Source organism: Paraglaciecola sp. 2405UD69-4 (genome assembly GCF_047525415.1).
GTDB lineage: Bacteria > Pseudomonadota > Gammaproteobacteria > Enterobacterales > Alteromonadaceae > Paraglaciecola.
Genome location: NZ_JBLIXM010000006.1, coordinates 95684 through 112652 on the forward strand (window position 1 = coordinate 95684; position 16969 = coordinate 112652).

Annotated in this window: 15 protein-coding genes; 10 read left to right on the forward strand and 5 right to left on the reverse strand. The window is 39.1% G+C overall.

Annotation, left to right across the window (positions count from 1 at the left end; all coding sequences use genetic code 11):
• Positions 1-92: 92 nt before the first annotated feature.
• From ACMUMK_RS16885 to ACMUMK_RS16915, 7 genes are all read left to right on the forward strand, one after another.
• Positions 93-1604 (forward strand): DUF3612 domain-containing protein, encoded by a 1512-nt coding sequence (locus tag ACMUMK_RS16885; RefSeq protein ID WP_414702324.1) that lies wholly within the window; start codon positions 93-95, stop codon positions 1602-1604.
• Positions 1605-1761: 157 nt separating this feature from the next.
• Positions 1762-3513, forward strand: a complete 1752-nt coding sequence (locus ACMUMK_RS16890; protein ID WP_414702325.1) for a CocE/NonD family hydrolase — start codon at positions 1762-1764, stop codon at positions 3511-3513.
• A gap of 175 nt (positions 3514-3688) precedes the next feature.
• Complete coding sequence (gene mnmA, locus ACMUMK_RS16895; RefSeq protein WP_414702326.1) at positions 3689-4819, forward strand: tRNA 2-thiouridine(34) synthase MnmA; 1131 nt, start codon at positions 3689-3691, stop codon at positions 4817-4819.
• The gene (hflD, locus tag ACMUMK_RS16900) at positions 4819-5466 is read left to right on the forward strand and encodes a high frequency lysogenization protein HflD (RefSeq protein WP_414702327.1); all 648 of its coding nucleotides are present in this window, start codon (positions 4819-4821) and stop codon (positions 5464-5466) included. The genes mnmA and hflD overlap by 1 nt, the downstream gene beginning before the upstream one ends.
• A 9-nt stretch (positions 5467-5475) precedes the next feature.
• The gene (purB, locus tag ACMUMK_RS16905; protein WP_414702328.1) at positions 5476-6849 is read left to right on the forward strand and encodes an adenylosuccinate lyase; all 1374 of its coding nucleotides are present in this window, start codon (positions 5476-5478) and stop codon (positions 6847-6849) included.
• A gap of 92 nt (positions 6850-6941) precedes the next feature.
• A complete protein-coding gene (locus tag ACMUMK_RS16910) occupies positions 6942-8162 on the forward strand; it encodes an adenylate/guanylate cyclase domain-containing protein (RefSeq protein WP_414702329.1) in 1221 nt (406 codons plus the stop codon).
• A 14-nt stretch (positions 8163-8176) separates the two neighbouring features.
• Complete coding sequence (locus tag ACMUMK_RS16915) at positions 8177-9331, forward strand: JmjC domain-containing protein (RefSeq protein WP_414702330.1); 1155 nt, start codon at positions 8177-8179, stop codon at positions 9329-9331.
• Between the two features lie 141 nt (positions 9332-9472).
• On the opposite strand, the gene ACMUMK_RS16920 is transcribed toward ACMUMK_RS16915, so the two are convergent.
• The gene (locus ACMUMK_RS16920) at positions 9473-10030 is read right to left on the reverse strand and encodes a hypothetical protein (RefSeq protein ID WP_414702331.1); all 558 of its coding nucleotides are present in this window, start codon (positions 10028-10030) and stop codon (positions 9473-9475) included.
• A 568-nt stretch (positions 10031-10598) separates the two neighbouring features.
• Here ACMUMK_RS16920 and ACMUMK_RS16925 point away from each other — a divergent pair.
• Together ACMUMK_RS16925 and ACMUMK_RS16930 are read left to right on the forward strand one after the other, a co-directional pair.
• Positions 10599-10763 carry a hypothetical protein gene (locus ACMUMK_RS16925; protein ID WP_414702332.1) on the forward strand — a complete coding sequence of 55 codons (165 nt, stop codon included), beginning with the start codon at positions 10599-10601 and terminating at the stop codon, positions 10761-10763.
• The gene (locus tag ACMUMK_RS16930) at positions 10727-11599 is read left to right on the forward strand and encodes an endonuclease/exonuclease/phosphatase family protein (RefSeq protein ID WP_414702333.1); all 873 of its coding nucleotides are present in this window, start codon (positions 10727-10729) and stop codon (positions 11597-11599) included. The genes ACMUMK_RS16925 and ACMUMK_RS16930 overlap by 37 nt, the downstream gene beginning before the upstream one ends.
• Before the next feature lie 153 nt (positions 11600-11752).
• Here the strand turns inward: ACMUMK_RS16930 and ACMUMK_RS16935 are convergent, their stop codons facing one another.
• The 4 genes from ACMUMK_RS16935 to ACMUMK_RS16950 form a co-directional block, all read right to left on the reverse strand.
• Positions 11753-12394: an alpha-ketoglutarate-dependent dioxygenase AlkB family protein gene (locus tag ACMUMK_RS16935; protein ID WP_414702334.1), complete on the reverse strand. Its 642-nt coding sequence runs from the start codon at positions 12392-12394 to the stop codon at positions 11753-11755.
• A gap of 23 nt (positions 12395-12417) precedes the next feature.
• A complete protein-coding gene (locus ACMUMK_RS16940) occupies positions 12418-13755 on the reverse strand; it encodes a serine hydrolase domain-containing protein (RefSeq protein WP_414702335.1) in 1338 nt (445 codons plus the stop codon).
• Positions 13756-13922: 167 nt separating this feature from the next.
• Complete coding sequence (locus tag ACMUMK_RS16945) at positions 13923-14795, reverse strand: alpha/beta fold hydrolase (RefSeq protein ID WP_414702336.1); 873 nt, start codon at positions 14793-14795, stop codon at positions 13923-13925.
• 337 nt (positions 14796-15132) lie between these two features.
• Positions 15133-15861, reverse strand: a complete 729-nt coding sequence (locus ACMUMK_RS16950) for an integron integrase (RefSeq protein WP_414702337.1) — start codon at positions 15859-15861, stop codon at positions 15133-15135.
• A 512-nt stretch (positions 15862-16373) separates the two neighbouring features.
• On the opposite strand from ACMUMK_RS16950, the gene ACMUMK_RS16955 reads away from it, so the two are divergent.
• A complete protein-coding gene (locus tag ACMUMK_RS16955) occupies positions 16374-16883 on the forward strand; it encodes a hypothetical protein (protein WP_414702338.1) in 510 nt (169 codons plus the stop codon).
• The last annotated feature ends 86 nt before the right edge of the window (positions 16884-16969 follow it).

The following is a 16969-nucleotide window of genomic DNA, read 5'->3' on the forward strand; positions in this document are numbered from 1 at the left end:
TTAATAAGCGCTCTATGTTCGCTCGATTTGTAGTCTATGACACTTTAAGTTAAAATTTCACAATGGAAATTACACAGTGTTAATTTTACAAAATGAAAACTAAAAAAAGCTTAATGCGTAAAGCCCACTTTTTAGGCACGAAAATCCGAAACCTAAGAAAAAGAAACCGCTTAACCATGGAAGACTTGTCAGCAAGGTGTATCAAACTTGATCCTGAATCAGCGCCTTCCGTGTCGTATCTATCCATGATAGAGCGAGGAAAAAGAGTACCAAGTGAGGAAGTATTAGCCCTTATTGCCAGCATTTTTCAAAAAGACATAGATTGGTTCTTAGATGATGTACCTGAAGAAGATGCCATCACTCCGAACAAGGGCACAAAAGGTGGAATAAACGGTATGGCTCTAGAGCCTAACTTTTTATTTTCTAAAGATATTTTACAAATCGCGATTCCAGAAATGTTGTCGCAAACTGGTACCACTGGCCGTCAATTTGCACATTTACTGATCCGTGCCCATCAAGAGCATAATCAAAACCATTTTCCAGATTTAGAGCGTGCAGCTGAAGATGTTGGGCTTAAGCGTTTGCCTTTAAGTTTAGACGACATAGTTGCCATCACTAAAAATATGGGCCTACAAATCAAGTGGTTCCACAAGACCCCGCAAGCAGCATTAGATGGCGTAGGCATAGATACACAAAGTGTAGTTACGTCATTTTTCGATCCTCCTAATCAAATCAATATCAATCAATTAATGAGGAGCCAACCCCATAGATTGAAATACGACTTAGCAGTACACATAGGACATTGCGTGTTGCACGACAAAGACGGCCTAAGGAATGTATTGGTTGCAGGTCGAAATGAAATATCTCCGTTGCAAGACCCAACAGTTCAAAGTCAATCATCAAATGTTGCCCCACATGACATTTTGCATGCTTGGCGAGATTTTGAATGTAGCTTTTTTGCAGGCGCACTTTTGTGCCCTAAAGTCCCATTTAGACAATTGTTAGATAGAAACGGTTATGAAATAAATAGTGGCCAAATAGCAGGGGTATCCGAATCTGTCGCAATGAGGCGTATGACAGCAGTATCGCCCTACCCACACTGGCATTATTTCGATGCATATGCACCGGGTAAACTTAAGGCGGTTTACCGAGGAAACGGCATACCTTTACCTTGGGGGAATATGCGTTTAGTACAAGACCCTTGTCAACATTGGGCAGTTTTTAGGATGATAAACGCTCCACTTGAAGGTACTTCATCTCAAATATCAATTTTAAATGTTGGAGATGAGCCTCGAATTTACTCCTGTGAATCAGTAAAAGTTCAAGACTTTGCCGGAAACAAACACGTACTATGTGCAGGAATTGACCTAAACCCAGCAATAAATGCTCAAGGTAGAGACGCACTGTCATTAGCCAATGATTTAAAACAAGTCTGTGTAAAGAATGGAGGTTCATCTGCTATTCCAAAAGCTATCAAAAGTGACTTAATGAGCATTGCAAAAATATTAAATATTAACTGGGTTGAAAGAGGGATAGATAACGAGGCGAGATTAATTTGCTCAAGAGGCGCGGTATGCCCTAGAACTCCGAGCTGTTATCAATAAGTTGTGATGTATTACACACAATTGCCAAACCGCCATTAAAAACGAAGGTGTTTTCAATTTAAAATGATGAATGAATCAAATACTAACAGCAGGTAATATAAAGCAAACGCAGTAAACGTTACGTCCACCAATAAGAACAATAACAAGTGAGGAATGTATGAAGTTTCGTAATTTTATCCTAAGTGTGGTTTTGGTTCTGATATCTGCAATATCATCTTGGGTCAATGCTCAAAGTTTTAAAGAATTTGAAGAAGACTTTCCAGAGTCATTAAAGGTTATGTACCATGTTCCTGTTGCTATGGGTGATGGAGTCAAACTAGCAACAGATATCTACTTACCCAATAAAACTGGGAGTTACCCAAGCCTATTGATCCGCGATATGTATTCCAATGGTTCAACCAATACACGTCAGAGATATGCAAAATTCGCTACATCTAACGGTTATGCATTAGTGTTCCAATCTGTCCGCGGCCGTTATGACTCAGAAGGCAAATGGTACCCTTATTTTCAAGAAATAAATGACGGGAACGACACATTAAACTGGATTGCATCACAACCTTGGTCTAACGGTAAAGTTGGCATGTTCGGCTCTTCGTATCTAGCCTCTGTTCAATGGTTGGCTGCGATAAACAAAAATCCAGCCTTGGTGGCTATTGCTCCAGCAGTAAGCCCGGGCAACTATTATCGAGATGTTGCCTATCCTGGTGGCGCATTTTCATTGTTATCAAGAGCAAGCTGGGGAATTGGGTTAGTTGGTAGCCGAACCAATATGTCCTTTCCAGTGGATTGGGTAAACGGTATTAATCACTTACCAATAGAAACATTAGGAGAAAGCGTAGGTTTTAAGGTACAGCATTTTCAGGATTGGATAGCTCACCCTTCGTATGATGATTATTGGAAACCACTGAACCTTGAGAATCGAGCGTCAGAAATGAATGTTCCTGCACTCAATATTGGTGGGTGGTTTGACGTATTTTTACGTAGCACAATTGGAAGCTACAAAACTATGACAGAAGAGTCTGCATCTGAAACATCAAGGAAAGGCCAGCGCCTGATCATCGGACCTTGGCCCCATGGCTGGAATCAATCCACTAAGTTAGGCGACGTAGACTTTGGAGAAAACTCACTGATTAATGTCCCTGATATGCTATTGGACTGGTTTGATTATTGGATGAAAGACACTCACAAGCCCACAAATTTAACGGCTGGCACAGCCCCTGTGCGTATATTTGTGATGGGCGAAAACGTCTGGCGTGATGAACAAGAGTGGCCTCTAGCAAGAACTGAATATCGTCCATTCTATCTTAATGACAACAACACACTTTCCGAAACACCATCAACCAAAAACAACGCAACGTTGCAATATACTTATGATCCTAAAGACCCAGTCCCTACCCTTGGTGGCAATATTATGATGCCCAAACTTAGGGGCCCTTACGATCAAAAACCCCTTGATGACCGTAAAGACATTATCAGATTTACCACCTCTGCATTCAAAGAAGCTACCGAATTTACTGGTCCTATTAGTGCTGAAATTTACGCATCAAGTAGCGCTATGGATACTGACTTTATGGCAAAGTTAATTGTTGTTAAACCTGATGGAACGGCATTTAATCTAGTAGATGGAGTAATTCGTGCTCGTTATAGAGAAGGATTTGAAACTCCTAAATTGATAGAACCTGGCAAAGTGTATAAATATAAAATAGACATGTGGGCAACTAGTTATAAATTATCTGAGGGTGATCGTATAAGAGTGGATATTACAAGTAGTAACTACCCTAGGCTTGCTAGAAACCTAAATACAGGTGCTGAATTTGCAAAAACATCCAAAATGATAGTAGCCAAGCAAACTCTACATATGAGCAAAAAATACCCTTCAAAAATAGTTCTGCCTATTATTCCGAAGTAATAAACAATTAGGGGCTGTTTGCTCAGCCCCGCCCGACAACAATTAATAAGCAGGTAGCCAACGTACACCATAAAAACAGAGCTTAATAATGCCACTATCTGAGGTGATTTTAAGCTAAATAACTGCTAGACTTCGGCTCCGATTTTTAGCGCATTACCAATTAAATAATTTACCTATGACTCAACAATCTAAATCTACGGCTCCTACCCTAGACAATAGCCAAATAAAAGTAATAGTTGGCATGTCTGGAGGTGTCGACTCTTCAGTCTCTGCATACCTTTTGAAAGAACAGGGTTATCAAGTTGAAGGCCTGTTTATGAAAAACTGGGAAGAAGATGATAATGATGAGTACTGTGCTGCTGCTGAAGATCTAAAAGATGCGCAAGCGGTGGCTGATAAACTTGAAATCCCTTTACATACCATCAACTTTGCAGCCGAGTATTGGGACAATGTTTTCGAGTATTTTTTAGAAGAATATAAAGCAGGTCGCACGCCTAACCCGGATATAATGTGTAATAAAGAAATTAAGTTTAAAGCATTTTTAGAATTTGCAGCCGAAGAGCTTAATGCTGATTACATTGCTACTGGGCACTATGTGCAACGTTCTAACGAGTCTGGGCAGTGGCAAATGTTGCGTGGCCTTGATGGCAATAAGGACCAAAGCTACTTTTTATACACCCTAGGAGAAAAACATGTTGCGCAAACATTGTTTCCTATTGGCCACCTAGAAAAACCACGTGTTCGAGAAATCGCGCTAGAACAAGACCTAGTCACCCATGATAAAAAAGATAGTACGGGTATATGTTTTATTGGTGAGCGCAAGTTTAAGGACTTTCTGGGTCAATACCTTCCAGCCCAGCCAGGCGAGATAGAAACGGCTGAAGGCCAAGTAATTGGCAAACATGAAGGCTTGATGTATCACACTTTGGGTCAACGTAAAGGTTTACTCATCGGTGGTATGAAAGAATTTGGTGAAGAGCCATGGTATGTAGTAGATAAAGACGTTGAACGTAATGTGTTAATTGTAGGACAAGGTGCTAATCACCCTCGCTTGTATTCAAAAGGCCTAGTGGCCAACCAATTACATTGGGTCGACCGACAAGGCCCATCGCAACCAATAAAGTGCGCAGTGAAAACCCGATATCGCCAACAAGATATCCCTTGCTTAGTTACACCACGAGAGGACGGTATTGTACTAGTCGAATTTGACTCGCCTCAAAAGGCCGTAACCCCAGGACAGTCAGCGGTATTTTATCAAGGCGCCACATGCCTAGGTGGCGGTATTATAGAGAATTACATTCGTTAATGAATAATAAACAATCAACACGCTTCACTGAGAGTAATATTGCACTGGCAGGCGTTTGCCAAGCTGCTGCGCTGGTTAAAAAAATAGCTAGGGGCAATGATTACAATGAACAAGCATTAAATGCTTCTTTGAACAGTATTTCAGTGACAGAAAGTGACAATACTGAACAAGTATTCGGAGATATTAGCCAGTTGAAATTAGGATATGAAACAATCCTCAGTCAATTGGGTAACCAATCGAATTTGAAAGATGTAGAAATCACTAGATACATAGCCAATTTACTCTCGATAGAGCGTAAGCTAAGTACAAAGAAAAAAACAATGGCAGTTTTAGGCGAGCGAATATCAAATATTCAACGTCAAAAATTACATTTAGAGTTACCAGAAAGCCAAATGCTTAGTAATTTAGACAGCATTTATGCCGATGTTATCAGCCCCATAACTCGAAAAATTCAAGTAGCTGGAGACCCAAAAGTACTGCAACGGCCTGAATGCCAACACAAGGTTCGAGCCACCTTACTTGCAGGAGTAAGAGCTGCTGTTTTATGGAGACAAGTTGGCGGAAAACGCAGACATATATTGTTAAATAGAACACAAATATTAAATAGCGCAAAACACACTTTAAACCACATAAATACACTCAATTAGGAGAATTTCATGGAGTTATCTGCATTAACCGCGGTATCCCCCATAGATGGTCGTTATGGCAGTAAAACAGCGGAATTAAGAGACATTTTTAGTGAATTTGGTTTGCTAAAATATCGTGTGGTCGTTGAGGTTCGCTGGTTACAAAAATTAGCAGCCACTCCAGAAATTCAAGAAGTTCCAGCCTTCAGCTCTGAAGCGAATACATTACTAGATGAAATAGTAACTAATTTTAATGAACAAGATGCAGCACGCATTAAAGACATAGAGCGCACTACTAATCACGATGTTAAGGCTGTTGAATACTTTCTTAAAGAAAAAGTAGCAAACAATCCAGAACTTCACGCAATAAACGAGTTTATTCACTTTGCTTGCACATCTGAAGACATTAATAACCTGTCTCATGCATTAATGCTCACAGAAGCTAGAGATCAAGTCGTTTTACCCTACTGCGACAAACTGGTTTCTGAACTTAAGCGCTTGGCTATTGAGTTAAAATCTATTCCTATGATGGCCCGTACCCACGGTCAGCCAGCCTCACCTACTACTATGGGTAAAGAGATGGCGAATGTGATGATCAGATTACAGCGCCAGCGTGAGCAAATCTCTGCGGTAAGTATTTTAGGAAAAATTAATGGTGCTGTGGGTAACTACAATGCCCATTTATCTGCTTACCCTGAGTTTGATTGGCATAACTTTGCAGATGAATTTGTAACTAGTTTAGGTGTAACTTGGAACGCCTTTACAACACAAATTGAGCCTCACGATTATATCGCAGAGTTATTTGATGCCATTGCGCGCTTTAACACAATATTGCTTGATTTTGACCGTGATGTTTGGGGTTACATTGCATTGGGTCACTTTAAGCAAAAAACTATCGCGGGTGAGATTGGCTCGTCAACTATGCCACATAAAGTCAACCCAATAGACTTTGAAAACTCTGAAGGTAATTTAGGGCTAGCAAATGCGATGTTTGGGCATTTAGCCACTAAACTTCCAGTATCTAGATGGCAGCGAGATTTAACCGACTCCACCGTACTAAGAAACTTAGGTGTGGGTGTTGGCTATTCAGTTATCGCTTATCAAGCCTCTTTAAAAGGGATCAGCAAGTTACAAGTTAACGAACAAAGCTTACTAGATGAGCTTGATGACAACTGGGAGTTACTTGCAGAACCAGTGCAAACAGTGATGCGTCGTTACGGTATCGAAAAGCCATACGAAAAACTCAAAGAGTTAACCCGTGGCAAAAAAGTTAACCAGCAAATTATGGCTGAATTTGTTGATACATTAGAGCTACCAGACGTTGCTAAAGAGCAGTTAAAAGCACTTACGCCAGCAAACTACATCGGCCGCGCTATTGAGTTTGTTGAGCAACTAGAGAAATAAATTCAACCAAATCCTTTTGCATAAATTGGAGTGAACTACACTTACTTTCTATAGGAACATAAGTACTCACTCCAATTTTAAAAGGATTTAAAATGTTGAAGCGTTTTTTAAAGCTATGGGTTTGGGCAGGTATTGCCCGTTATCCCAATGAATATTTCCCCCCTGTTCGTATCACCAATATTATTGCCTGTATCGTAATTGCGGTGTCTTTATTACAAATTCCCAGTGCTATTTGGTTTTGGCAAGGTCAAGGGGCATTTCAATTTCTCATAACCTGCCTCACTATTTTTTCACTGATTTGGGTGCCTATACTCAACCACAATGCATTGTATCTAGCCGCTAAAATGTGGTTAATCACTGTTTATATCACTAACCTAATTACAACCTGCGTATTATGGGAGCTTGATTTATATATTCACTTTTTCTATTTGCTTGCAGTAATTTGTTGTCCGTTCTTTTTCACCGAACGAGAGAACATTTATAAATGGAGTTTTTCAATACTATTTTGTGGTTTGTTCCTTGTTACAGAAACTTATTATCAAATTTATCTACAACAAAATTACGACGCAGCGCAGCAAAGCTTTAAGTTTGCAAGCGCCTGCCTATTAGCCCTAGCTAGCATTTTATGTAGCTATCACATTCAGAAAAATGTCAGTAAAAGTTGGAAAAAGCTCGCCCATGAGCGTAAGCGTTCCGAGCAGCTATTACTAAACATTTTGCCAAATAGCATTGCACAAAGATTAAAGAATTCAAATGAGCCCATTGCAGACTACTTTGCACAAGCCAGTATTTTATTTGCTGATATTCAAGACTTTACCCCTCTTTGTAAAAAGCGCACACCACAACAATTATTCAAAATTCTAAATGAAATATTTTGTCGTTTTGATGAATTGTCACTCAAGTATGGACTTGAAAAAATTAAAACCAGTGGCGATGGATATATGGCCGCAGGCGGGCTCCCTATTGCAACAGCAGAGCATGCTACACAATGCTGTAACTGCGCCTTAGATATGCTCCATGAATTTAAACAAATATGTAAAAAACAAAATCTCAATATAGGCCTGCGAATTGGCATTGGTTGCGGGGAGGTAGTTGCTGGTATAATAGGTAAAAGTAAATTCAGTTACGACATGTGGGGAGAAGCAGTAAACTTAGCCTCTCGAATGGAAAGCCAAGGTGAATCAAATAAAATTCAGACCACAGAATCTACCTATCAATTAACAAAAAGTGCCTTTCATTTTACGCAGCGTGGCAAAATAACTGTAAAAGGTATTGGCCCAGTTACCACTTATTGGTTACAAGGTCGTAAATAACTAACCGGATCAAGATGTACAGATTACAAAATATCGACACCAAAACCTTTCTTAATGAATATTGGCAAAAAAAACCACTGTTAATTCGCCAAGGCTTTATTGATTTTGAAGACCCTATTGATGAACATGAACTTGCTGGGTTAACCGAAGAACAAGGCGTAGACTCACGTATTGTTAGTTATCAAAGTGGCGCATGGGAAGTTGCACACGGCCCATATGAAAACATAAATGACCACTGCTTAGGCAAGTGGAGTTTATTAGTGCAATCGGTCGATCACTATTTACCAGACGCTGATAGCCTAATGAATACCTTTAATTTTATCCCAGTATGGCGTATGGACGACCTTATGGTGAGCTACTCTAATACTGGTGCAGGTGTAGGCCCCCATTTAGATCAATACGATGTATTTATCATTCAAGGTAAAGGCACTAGGCGTTGGCAAGTAGGCCTACCCGATCAATACGAAGCGGTAAGACCCCATTGTGATTTATCTCAAATTACAGGGTTTTTCCCCGTCATAGATGAGGTACTCAACCCTGGTGATATTATTTATATACCAGCCAATCATCCTCATAATGGCGTAGCACTAGAGCCATGTATGAACTACTCAGTGGGGTTTCGAGCTCCGTCACAGCAAGAAATGCTATCGTCTTTCGCAGATTACGCTATTGATAACAACCTACTTAGCAAACGCTTCAAAGATCGAGCATTATCACCGCGCAAATTCTCGGGTGAAATCAAACAACAAGAAGTAGCTCAGTTTAAAGCTTTACTTGCCGAAACCTTGCAAGGTGAAGCATTTGAAAAGTGGCTACCGATATTCTTAAGTGACAATAAAAAGTCTGAGGATGGCTTAAATCAACAAATTGAAGAGTTTTCTGTGCAAGCCATTATCGACATGCTAAACGACGGCGAATGTTTCTACCCTAGCCCTGGGGTTAAACCTATATTTGTCGAGCCAAGTGCAAATCAAGCTGAAAACACTTTCGTATTTTACATTAATGGAGAGAGCTACTCAGCCCCTATTCAATCAGCAAACGTCATTAAGCAACTTTTATCACAAGCTAGTATTTGTGAAGATAATGGAACAATTAAACTTAGCAAAGACCAAGAGGTATGCACTCTACTTACCACTTTAGTGAACAAAGGACATTGGTACATTGAATAACACTGTACCAATAACTGTTTTGCAGCTTGTGTGCTAAAAACTAACTTGTTAGTAGTGCCTGATTTAAAAAAGTATTAGCTAGATATTTCTGCAACCTCATCCCCTTTAAAGTGAGCCAGCGCACTTTAAATAATGTTTTAGTTACGCCACATGCTTATGAAGATTTTGGCTGATATTAATAAATTCGCTGGTGCATTTGATTTCTCCGGCACTTGCTAGTTTGTCAAATGCCTCACCTATTATATGAACATCATTCAGTGCTCTATGGGCTTTTAATTTTCGTTTTTGCGCTACTGCATGCTTTAGGCCTGGCCACTTTTCTATTTGCGATTCAGGCATAAAATACTCCATTGGCAAACAGTCGAAGTTTTTGCTAATACCACTCGCGTCGAACAATCTATTTAACCACATATTGTCCCATGTCCATCCATCACTGAAAAAAGTTTGCCCTTCGCATATGTTATTTAATGTTTGACATACCTCTATGATGTTTTTGCCTTTTAAAAATAATTCATCTCGCGTAATTCCATGAACGGCCTGGGCTTGATGTGACCAATCCTTCCATTCGTCTATGGGTTTTATCAGAGAATCATGGCTGGTTCCATCGCCGAGTCGCACAGCAATTTCAATTGGGTAACTATTCCTTGTAAGGCTAGAAGCCTCAATATCGATAACATTGCCAGAGTAATAGTGAACCATTTTTAAAGCCTTACAGATTATAATTAATAATTTTTTTGAGAATTTGCAAAAGCAATACCATTACGACAATGGAAGTATGAGAAAGGTTCTTTAATGGGCTTAAAATGTATTTAGGTCACTGCTAAAGCTTGTGTGGAGTGCAGTTCAGAAGGACGTTAGCTATAAACCCCAACTAGGATATATGCCTAACCTGTTGACTCCTTAAAGCCCTGCTGCGGCATTAAATGGAAAAATTTACATTACTTATTTTTAATTTGTGTAAAAAATACAAAATTCAGATCTATACAAACAAGTGCTAGTTTTCGTGTTGTAAAAGCCTTAAAAGATAAATGCGGTTCTGCAAACTCACGACATAAGAAGCCATATATGGGTAAAACTAGAATAAGACCTTTGCACTAAATGCAACCGCCTCAAACGTCATCACTGGTAACCTTCGAATAATAGCTTACAGGCTTTCAAATTCGCGGGCTTAGTTTTTCTAAAGTGTTAACTTTAACGCTAAAATCAGCGGGAAAGAACTAGATTGTGTTACCTTTGAAAGAATATAAATTCCAAAGGGAAAGGCACTATGTTGAAAGTTTTGATGACCTTAATATTGGTACTGCAAGTTAATTCGACCACGGCTGAGTATGTTGGTACTTCTTTGGTTGATAGTTCAAAGTATCCCGCTAATGCTAACAAAGGAAAGGTATCAAAGTGTTTTCTTGGAATGTATCAGGAGATGCATTCGTAAAAGCCCCAATAATATTTAAATCACTGCTAGAAAACACTGAGGCAAATATAATATTGCTTGATGAAGTTTCCAATAAAACCATTGGCTCTCAAATACGAAAGGTATTGCCCAATTCCACCATAAATAACGAAACTAATTGGGACGTCATTATTGGCTCAAGTGGAGGCAGGCAAAGAAATGTCATTGCTAGCAGCCTCCCCATAGAAACATTGCCCGAGTTTTCCAAGATAGTACCTTACCCTGAATCTGAGAAAATACGTTTAAAAAAGCGGATTATAAAAGCGGGAGAAATTAAGTATTCACAACAACTAGACTCTGGTATTCCAGTTAATGGCGCTATTGTCATTGATGCAGATAAACGATTATTGGTTATTTCACTTGATTTAGAGTGTTGTGGTAATGACCCTAGCAGTTGGGAGGAAGATAAACGCCGAGTTGAAGTGCGAGAAATTAAGAAGCTCATACAAACCATAGCCACGCGAGTTCAAATCGATGGAATTATTGTCGCAGGTGACTTTAACTTAGTTAGTACGGTTATTCCCTTGATTATTATCTCGGGGCCATATAAAAAGCCCCACTCAGGTCTTATTGCGGCTGAGCTAATGCACCTTGATGGCACACAAACTTGGACATGGGATGGGCGTGGGACATCCTACCCATCTAGGGTAATGGATCTAGTCATTTATAGTCCAAAAACCTTAAACTTAACTAGCGGAAATATTTTCAATCCCGACAACATATCACTTCAAGAACAACAGAAATTAGGATTATCTAAAAAGGGTTTTACGGGGATATCAGAACACTTGCCACTAATTATCGAATTCATTTGGAATTAGTAATTGGTCTATTATTGATAAAATACTTTTGACAGCTATTTCGAAAAAGGCAGCAATATTTCTGTTCTTACATTTAAGTCATATACATAACAAAAGATGCCTGTCATGCCTTAATCCTGAAAAGGCTGAATAATTACTGACAGCTGGATTTTACTAACAATTATCTAAGTTCCCCCTGTCCTCATCAATGGTTCTAAAGGTCAGATTCACTCTAGGTGAGTCCACTTTTTTAGTGGGGGGTAATCTATGTAGCCAATGGCTTTGGGTTTCCCCTTTCATCACAAGCAAACTGCCATGTTGCAATGATACCGATAGCGTTTTTTGGGTGCGTTTATGTTTAAAAGAGAACTTACGCTCTGCACCAAAGCTTAGTGAGCCAATAGCACCGTTTTTAAGTAAATCTTTTTCACCATCACTGTGCCAAGCCATGCCCTCTTCACCAGTGTGATATAGGTTGAGCAAACAAGAGTTGAATTTAGTGCCGGTTTTGTCTTCAACAATGCCTTTAAGTGTGACTAGTTCATCAATCCAAGGCAGCGCCATTTTTGTAGAGTTCGAATAGGTATAACTAAAGGGTTTATCACCATACCAAGCCACCTTTCGCTTAGTTAAAATCTGTTTTCCAAAAATGTTAGCTTGGTCACTCTGCCACTCTATTTTTTGAAGTAAAGCATCAAAGTATTGATTAGCCTCTTGAGCAGGAATAAGCAATCCGTGGTATTCCACCAGCCCATCGTAATCAATCACATTAATAGGTGTGGACTCTGGCTCAGCGAATAAATCTAAATTGTGCAATATTTCACTCCGTCAAAAATTTATTATTCTTTAGTAAATTTGTAATTACCCCCACCCTGCTTAAGTTGAAACCTAGTGTAATCAATCTTGTCGCCATCCGTACCAAAAAGCATCACAATTCCAGCTGGTTCAAAACGAAACTCTGAAGTTGAAAATGGTGTGAGGTTGAGGGGACCTTGCCCTGTAGCTTGAGCAGTGAGCTGACCATCACGAAACCTTAAAGTAATTTTAAGGGGAATGTCTTTAGAAGAAAACACCCCTTCATACTTAAGAAGATTTTTTTCTGAAAGGCTAATCGGCTTTTGAGTAAAATCAGGTATATCAAAAGGTCGGCCATAATAAATACTTAACAGACCAATACTGATGTCGTTCAGTTTGTAATTCAAACCATTTGAAGTGAGTGTAAAAGCTACATTATCGGCTGGAAAATAACCGGCTTGTGACACAAAGCCATCTATTCCACCGGTATGGCCATAAATCTCTTTTTCGTAAAACGGAAACTTAAACATTCCTCGGCCATAACCTTGATTAATCTCTTTCATTTTATCTAATGAATTGGCAGAAATTAACTTACCGTTAAAAAGCCCAGTTAAAAACAGCCCTACTTCTGAAGGCGTTGAAATAATCGCGCCAGCACTAAAGGGAATACTCATATCAGTCTCTGTAGCGGGCACCCAATATCCAGACTCATAAGTATAAGATTTGGCTTGGTTAGCTTTAACGTCAATAGGTTTAGCGAACATGGTTCTCTTAAGGTTCAACCTAGCCGTAATACGGTTTTGCAGTTGACTTGCGTATGAGTCTTGAGTGACATCTTCTATAATAAAACCCAGCAGCACATAGGCACTATTTGAATAGCTAGCTTTACTGTCAGGCTCAAAATCACTGCCTAACTCCTCTATCAGATTCACCATTTCAGCTTTAGTTTTACCCTGCTCCATATACTCTGGGTAGTCTGAAGCATTGGTGAAATTAAAAATACCACTTCTATGGTTTAACAACATAGAGATAGTAATTTTGTCGGCATTTTTGACCTTAGGATAATAGCTTGCCAACTTGGTATCTAGTGAAAGCCTACCTTCATCAATCAATTGAAAAATCATAGTAGAGGTAAACACTTTGGTGATTGAGCCAATGTAATATTGGGTATCTTTGTTGGCTTGTTGCTTACTTGCAACAACTGTATAGCCGATAGCCCTTTGATAAGCAGGCTTGCCGTCTTTTACAATGGCTAAACTAAGCATTGCCTTTTGGTTTGTGTCTAAGGCATCTAGATATTGATCAAGTTTGGCTTTCTCAAAGCCCTGAGTAGAAACACTGAACAAACAAATAAATAAAAATAGGTAAACATTCTTTTTCATAGGGCCAGACCTTCCTTGATATTGAGTAAAAACAATAAAGGTTCTGGTTAGCCCATGCAATGTATTTAGTGAGGCTTCAAGCTATGTATTTTAGAGTCAAAGTAGATTGATAAATATATAAAACAAAACGCTAAGTATAAAACTTAGCGTTATGTTATTTGGGGGGGTTAATTCACTTTAAGAAATAACTCTATTTGCTCAATCATCCATTCAGGTTCGTCTGCCATAACAAAATGTTTAGCCGTTTTTGCATAAGCCATATGCTTGAATTTTTCAGGTATGTTTGCCAGTTGGGTCAAGTAGTTGTTTTTGGTTGCTTCAAAACTAGCATAAGGCACAGCCTGGGCAGGTGCAGCTATGGTAAGCACTGGGTGTTCGATTTGACTAAGGTCATCTCTAATATCAAGTTGCATCAGTTCACCAAAAGCGCGCCCTGATGTCATTGGGTCCGACGTCATCATGTCCTTAAGCATTTGCTCATGCCAAGCCTCATTATTGGCCATAGACTTCACCATACTTTTAGGGTCAAATGAACGAGGCGCATCACCACTCGAAGCTTGCTGACTGCCAAGTAAGGCACCCAAGGCTGGTAAGCCATCAATGTTAATTACCGCAGATATTTGTGGGTGCTGCTCGGAAGCTAACCACAAACCTAAGGTTCCCCCTAACGAGTGACCAATAATCACAACCTCTTCTAACTGATTTACACGAATATATTCTGCAATCGCATTTTTTTGAAATTCAAGATAATTAGCGCCAACCAATCTTGGTGCTGCGGGTTTCACCCCAGCAAATCCCGCCAATGATAAGGCATGCAATTGATACCTGTCAGACAATGCCTCAATAGTACGCTCCCAAACCGCCGCCGAAGAAGAAACACCTGGAATTAAAACAATAGGTTGACCGCTGCCCACAACCGAGACATTAAATGCTTGGTATGTTTGGTTAAACTGAGTGACAGAACTTGCACTTTGTGCACTAACGAATAATGGCTTAACTAAACAGATACAGCATAAGGTTAAAAGAGTAGTAAGTTTCATGGTAATCCCCTAAATGATTTGAGGCTTAACTTTACGTCTCTTACTCAAATGACAATATTGTCTATTGTCACTAGTTCGCTATGACAAATGTCACTTTCTTAAAAAGTGGGTTTATAAAAATAGATATTGGGATAGACCTAAATACTAAATAAACAATAGCTAACTATAGAAATGTATGCCGAACAGACATTGGAGACATTCTATAGTGTGTCTAAAGCGGCATACTAATACAGTTGATACTTCACCGCGAATCCATAGGGCTAATTGCACCGGATTTATGCTTACCCAAGACGTGGGTATAAATTTGCGTGATTTTAACATCATCATGCCCCAATAACTATTGTACTACTCTGATGTCACGCCCTGTCTCAAGTAATCGCGTTGCGAAACTATGCCAAAAGGTATGTGAGGTAACTCGCTTCAAAACACCCGCCTCTTGCACTGCTTTTTTTAACCCCTTACGAAATCCAGTTTGATGAAGGTGGTGGCGACATATATAACCATCGTAAGGGTTAACACATCGAGTGGTTGAAGGAAATATATATTGCCAAGATAAGTTAGTCGCTGCTTTTCCGTACTTACGAATTAGAGAAGGTGGAAGTGAAGACAACCCATACCCTTCATCCATATCTTTTTGATGGATACTCTCTACTTTTTGAATTTGTTTAAAAATATCAGTCTTGGCTAATTCTGGAAACATAGTTAAGCGGTCTTTTTGGCCTTTTGAACGAAAAATAAAAATAGTGTTTCGGTCAAAATCAAAGTCTTTTATACGTAACCTCAACACCTCTGATATGCGAAATCCTCCACCATACATAAGTGTGCCAATAGTATGATGAACTCCTCGTAACTTATCGATTATAGCAATTGCATCACAATGACTTAATACTTTAGGTACTCGAACAGGTGTCTTAGCAAACGTAAAATTTATGTTGGTTAAGTCCTTTTCTAGCACATGCCGATACATAAAAATAACGGCGCACAAAGCTTGATTTTGAGTCGATGGTGAGACTTTTAGTGTTATAGCAAGATGTGTTAAAAACTGCTCAACCTCCAACTCCCCCATATCTTTAGGATGACGTTTTCCGTTGAAATAAATAAATAAATCGTCGAATCCAGTGAAGATAAGCCTTTTCTGTTTTTAAGCTATACCTTTTAGTCCGTAAAATAAATCGTATAGATTCTATAAAAGGTGATTTTGGCATAATAATTCCTCCCAAGCCAAAGGCTGTACATAAATACAGGTATAATATATTTTTTAATATAATGCCAATATCACTTCCTATTATGTAAGTTTTGATATCTCGCTTTGTTTTTCCCATAAACGCTAAGTTGTTAATTTAATTGTGGAAAATATTTTTCACATAGTTTTTAATAGGAAGCGGATAAGTATCGTTAAAGTCAGGTCTCCTTTTGCTTTTGCAACACTCTGTAGTTTTTATAGCATGAAGGTAAAAAAGATTAATAAAATCAAAAGGTAAGTTCTAAAATGGCGACAATTCATGTCAAATCGAGAAGTTACATATACGACATGCTCGATAATAAGCGTTAGTTTGATTGGGATATATCGGCGTTAATATGAAGTTCAATGATATTCAAAAATCCTCTCTAATTTGCACACTTATCGGGCTTGGGTTTCTCTTTTTGTTTGCTTTTAGCGGTAAGGTTTTACCGCGCGCGGAATTAACTCTAATTGAAGGCGAAATCGATTGGGTAAAAGCTACAGGTAAACATGGTAATAATCTTCGATTTAAGTTTCTTGGCGAGAATATACATCTTATTTATCACTCTATTGGCGGGCAAACGAGTAAAACACATTCAGCTTTAGCCAGTGAGGACTCTATAATCTCTGTTTTATACGATGATACGGATTCCCATTCACCGCCTTGGGATGAAAACAGTTACTATTCTGTTTATGAGCTATCCAAAGACGGAAACATAGTCCGAAGTTATGAAAGCATGGTTGTAGCATATGCTTCAAATAGTAGGCTCGCTGGTTGGGCGGGTGTGGTAAGTTTATTTCTAGCTGGTTTATTCTTGCTCTTTGATAGGCATAAGAAAAATCAAACTAACAAAGCAATTAAATAACGGACACGTAATAGTTGGCTCGGTTCCACTTCGCTTCACATTTTAGCCAACTATTACTTAGCCGTTTATTGCGGCGTTATACGTCT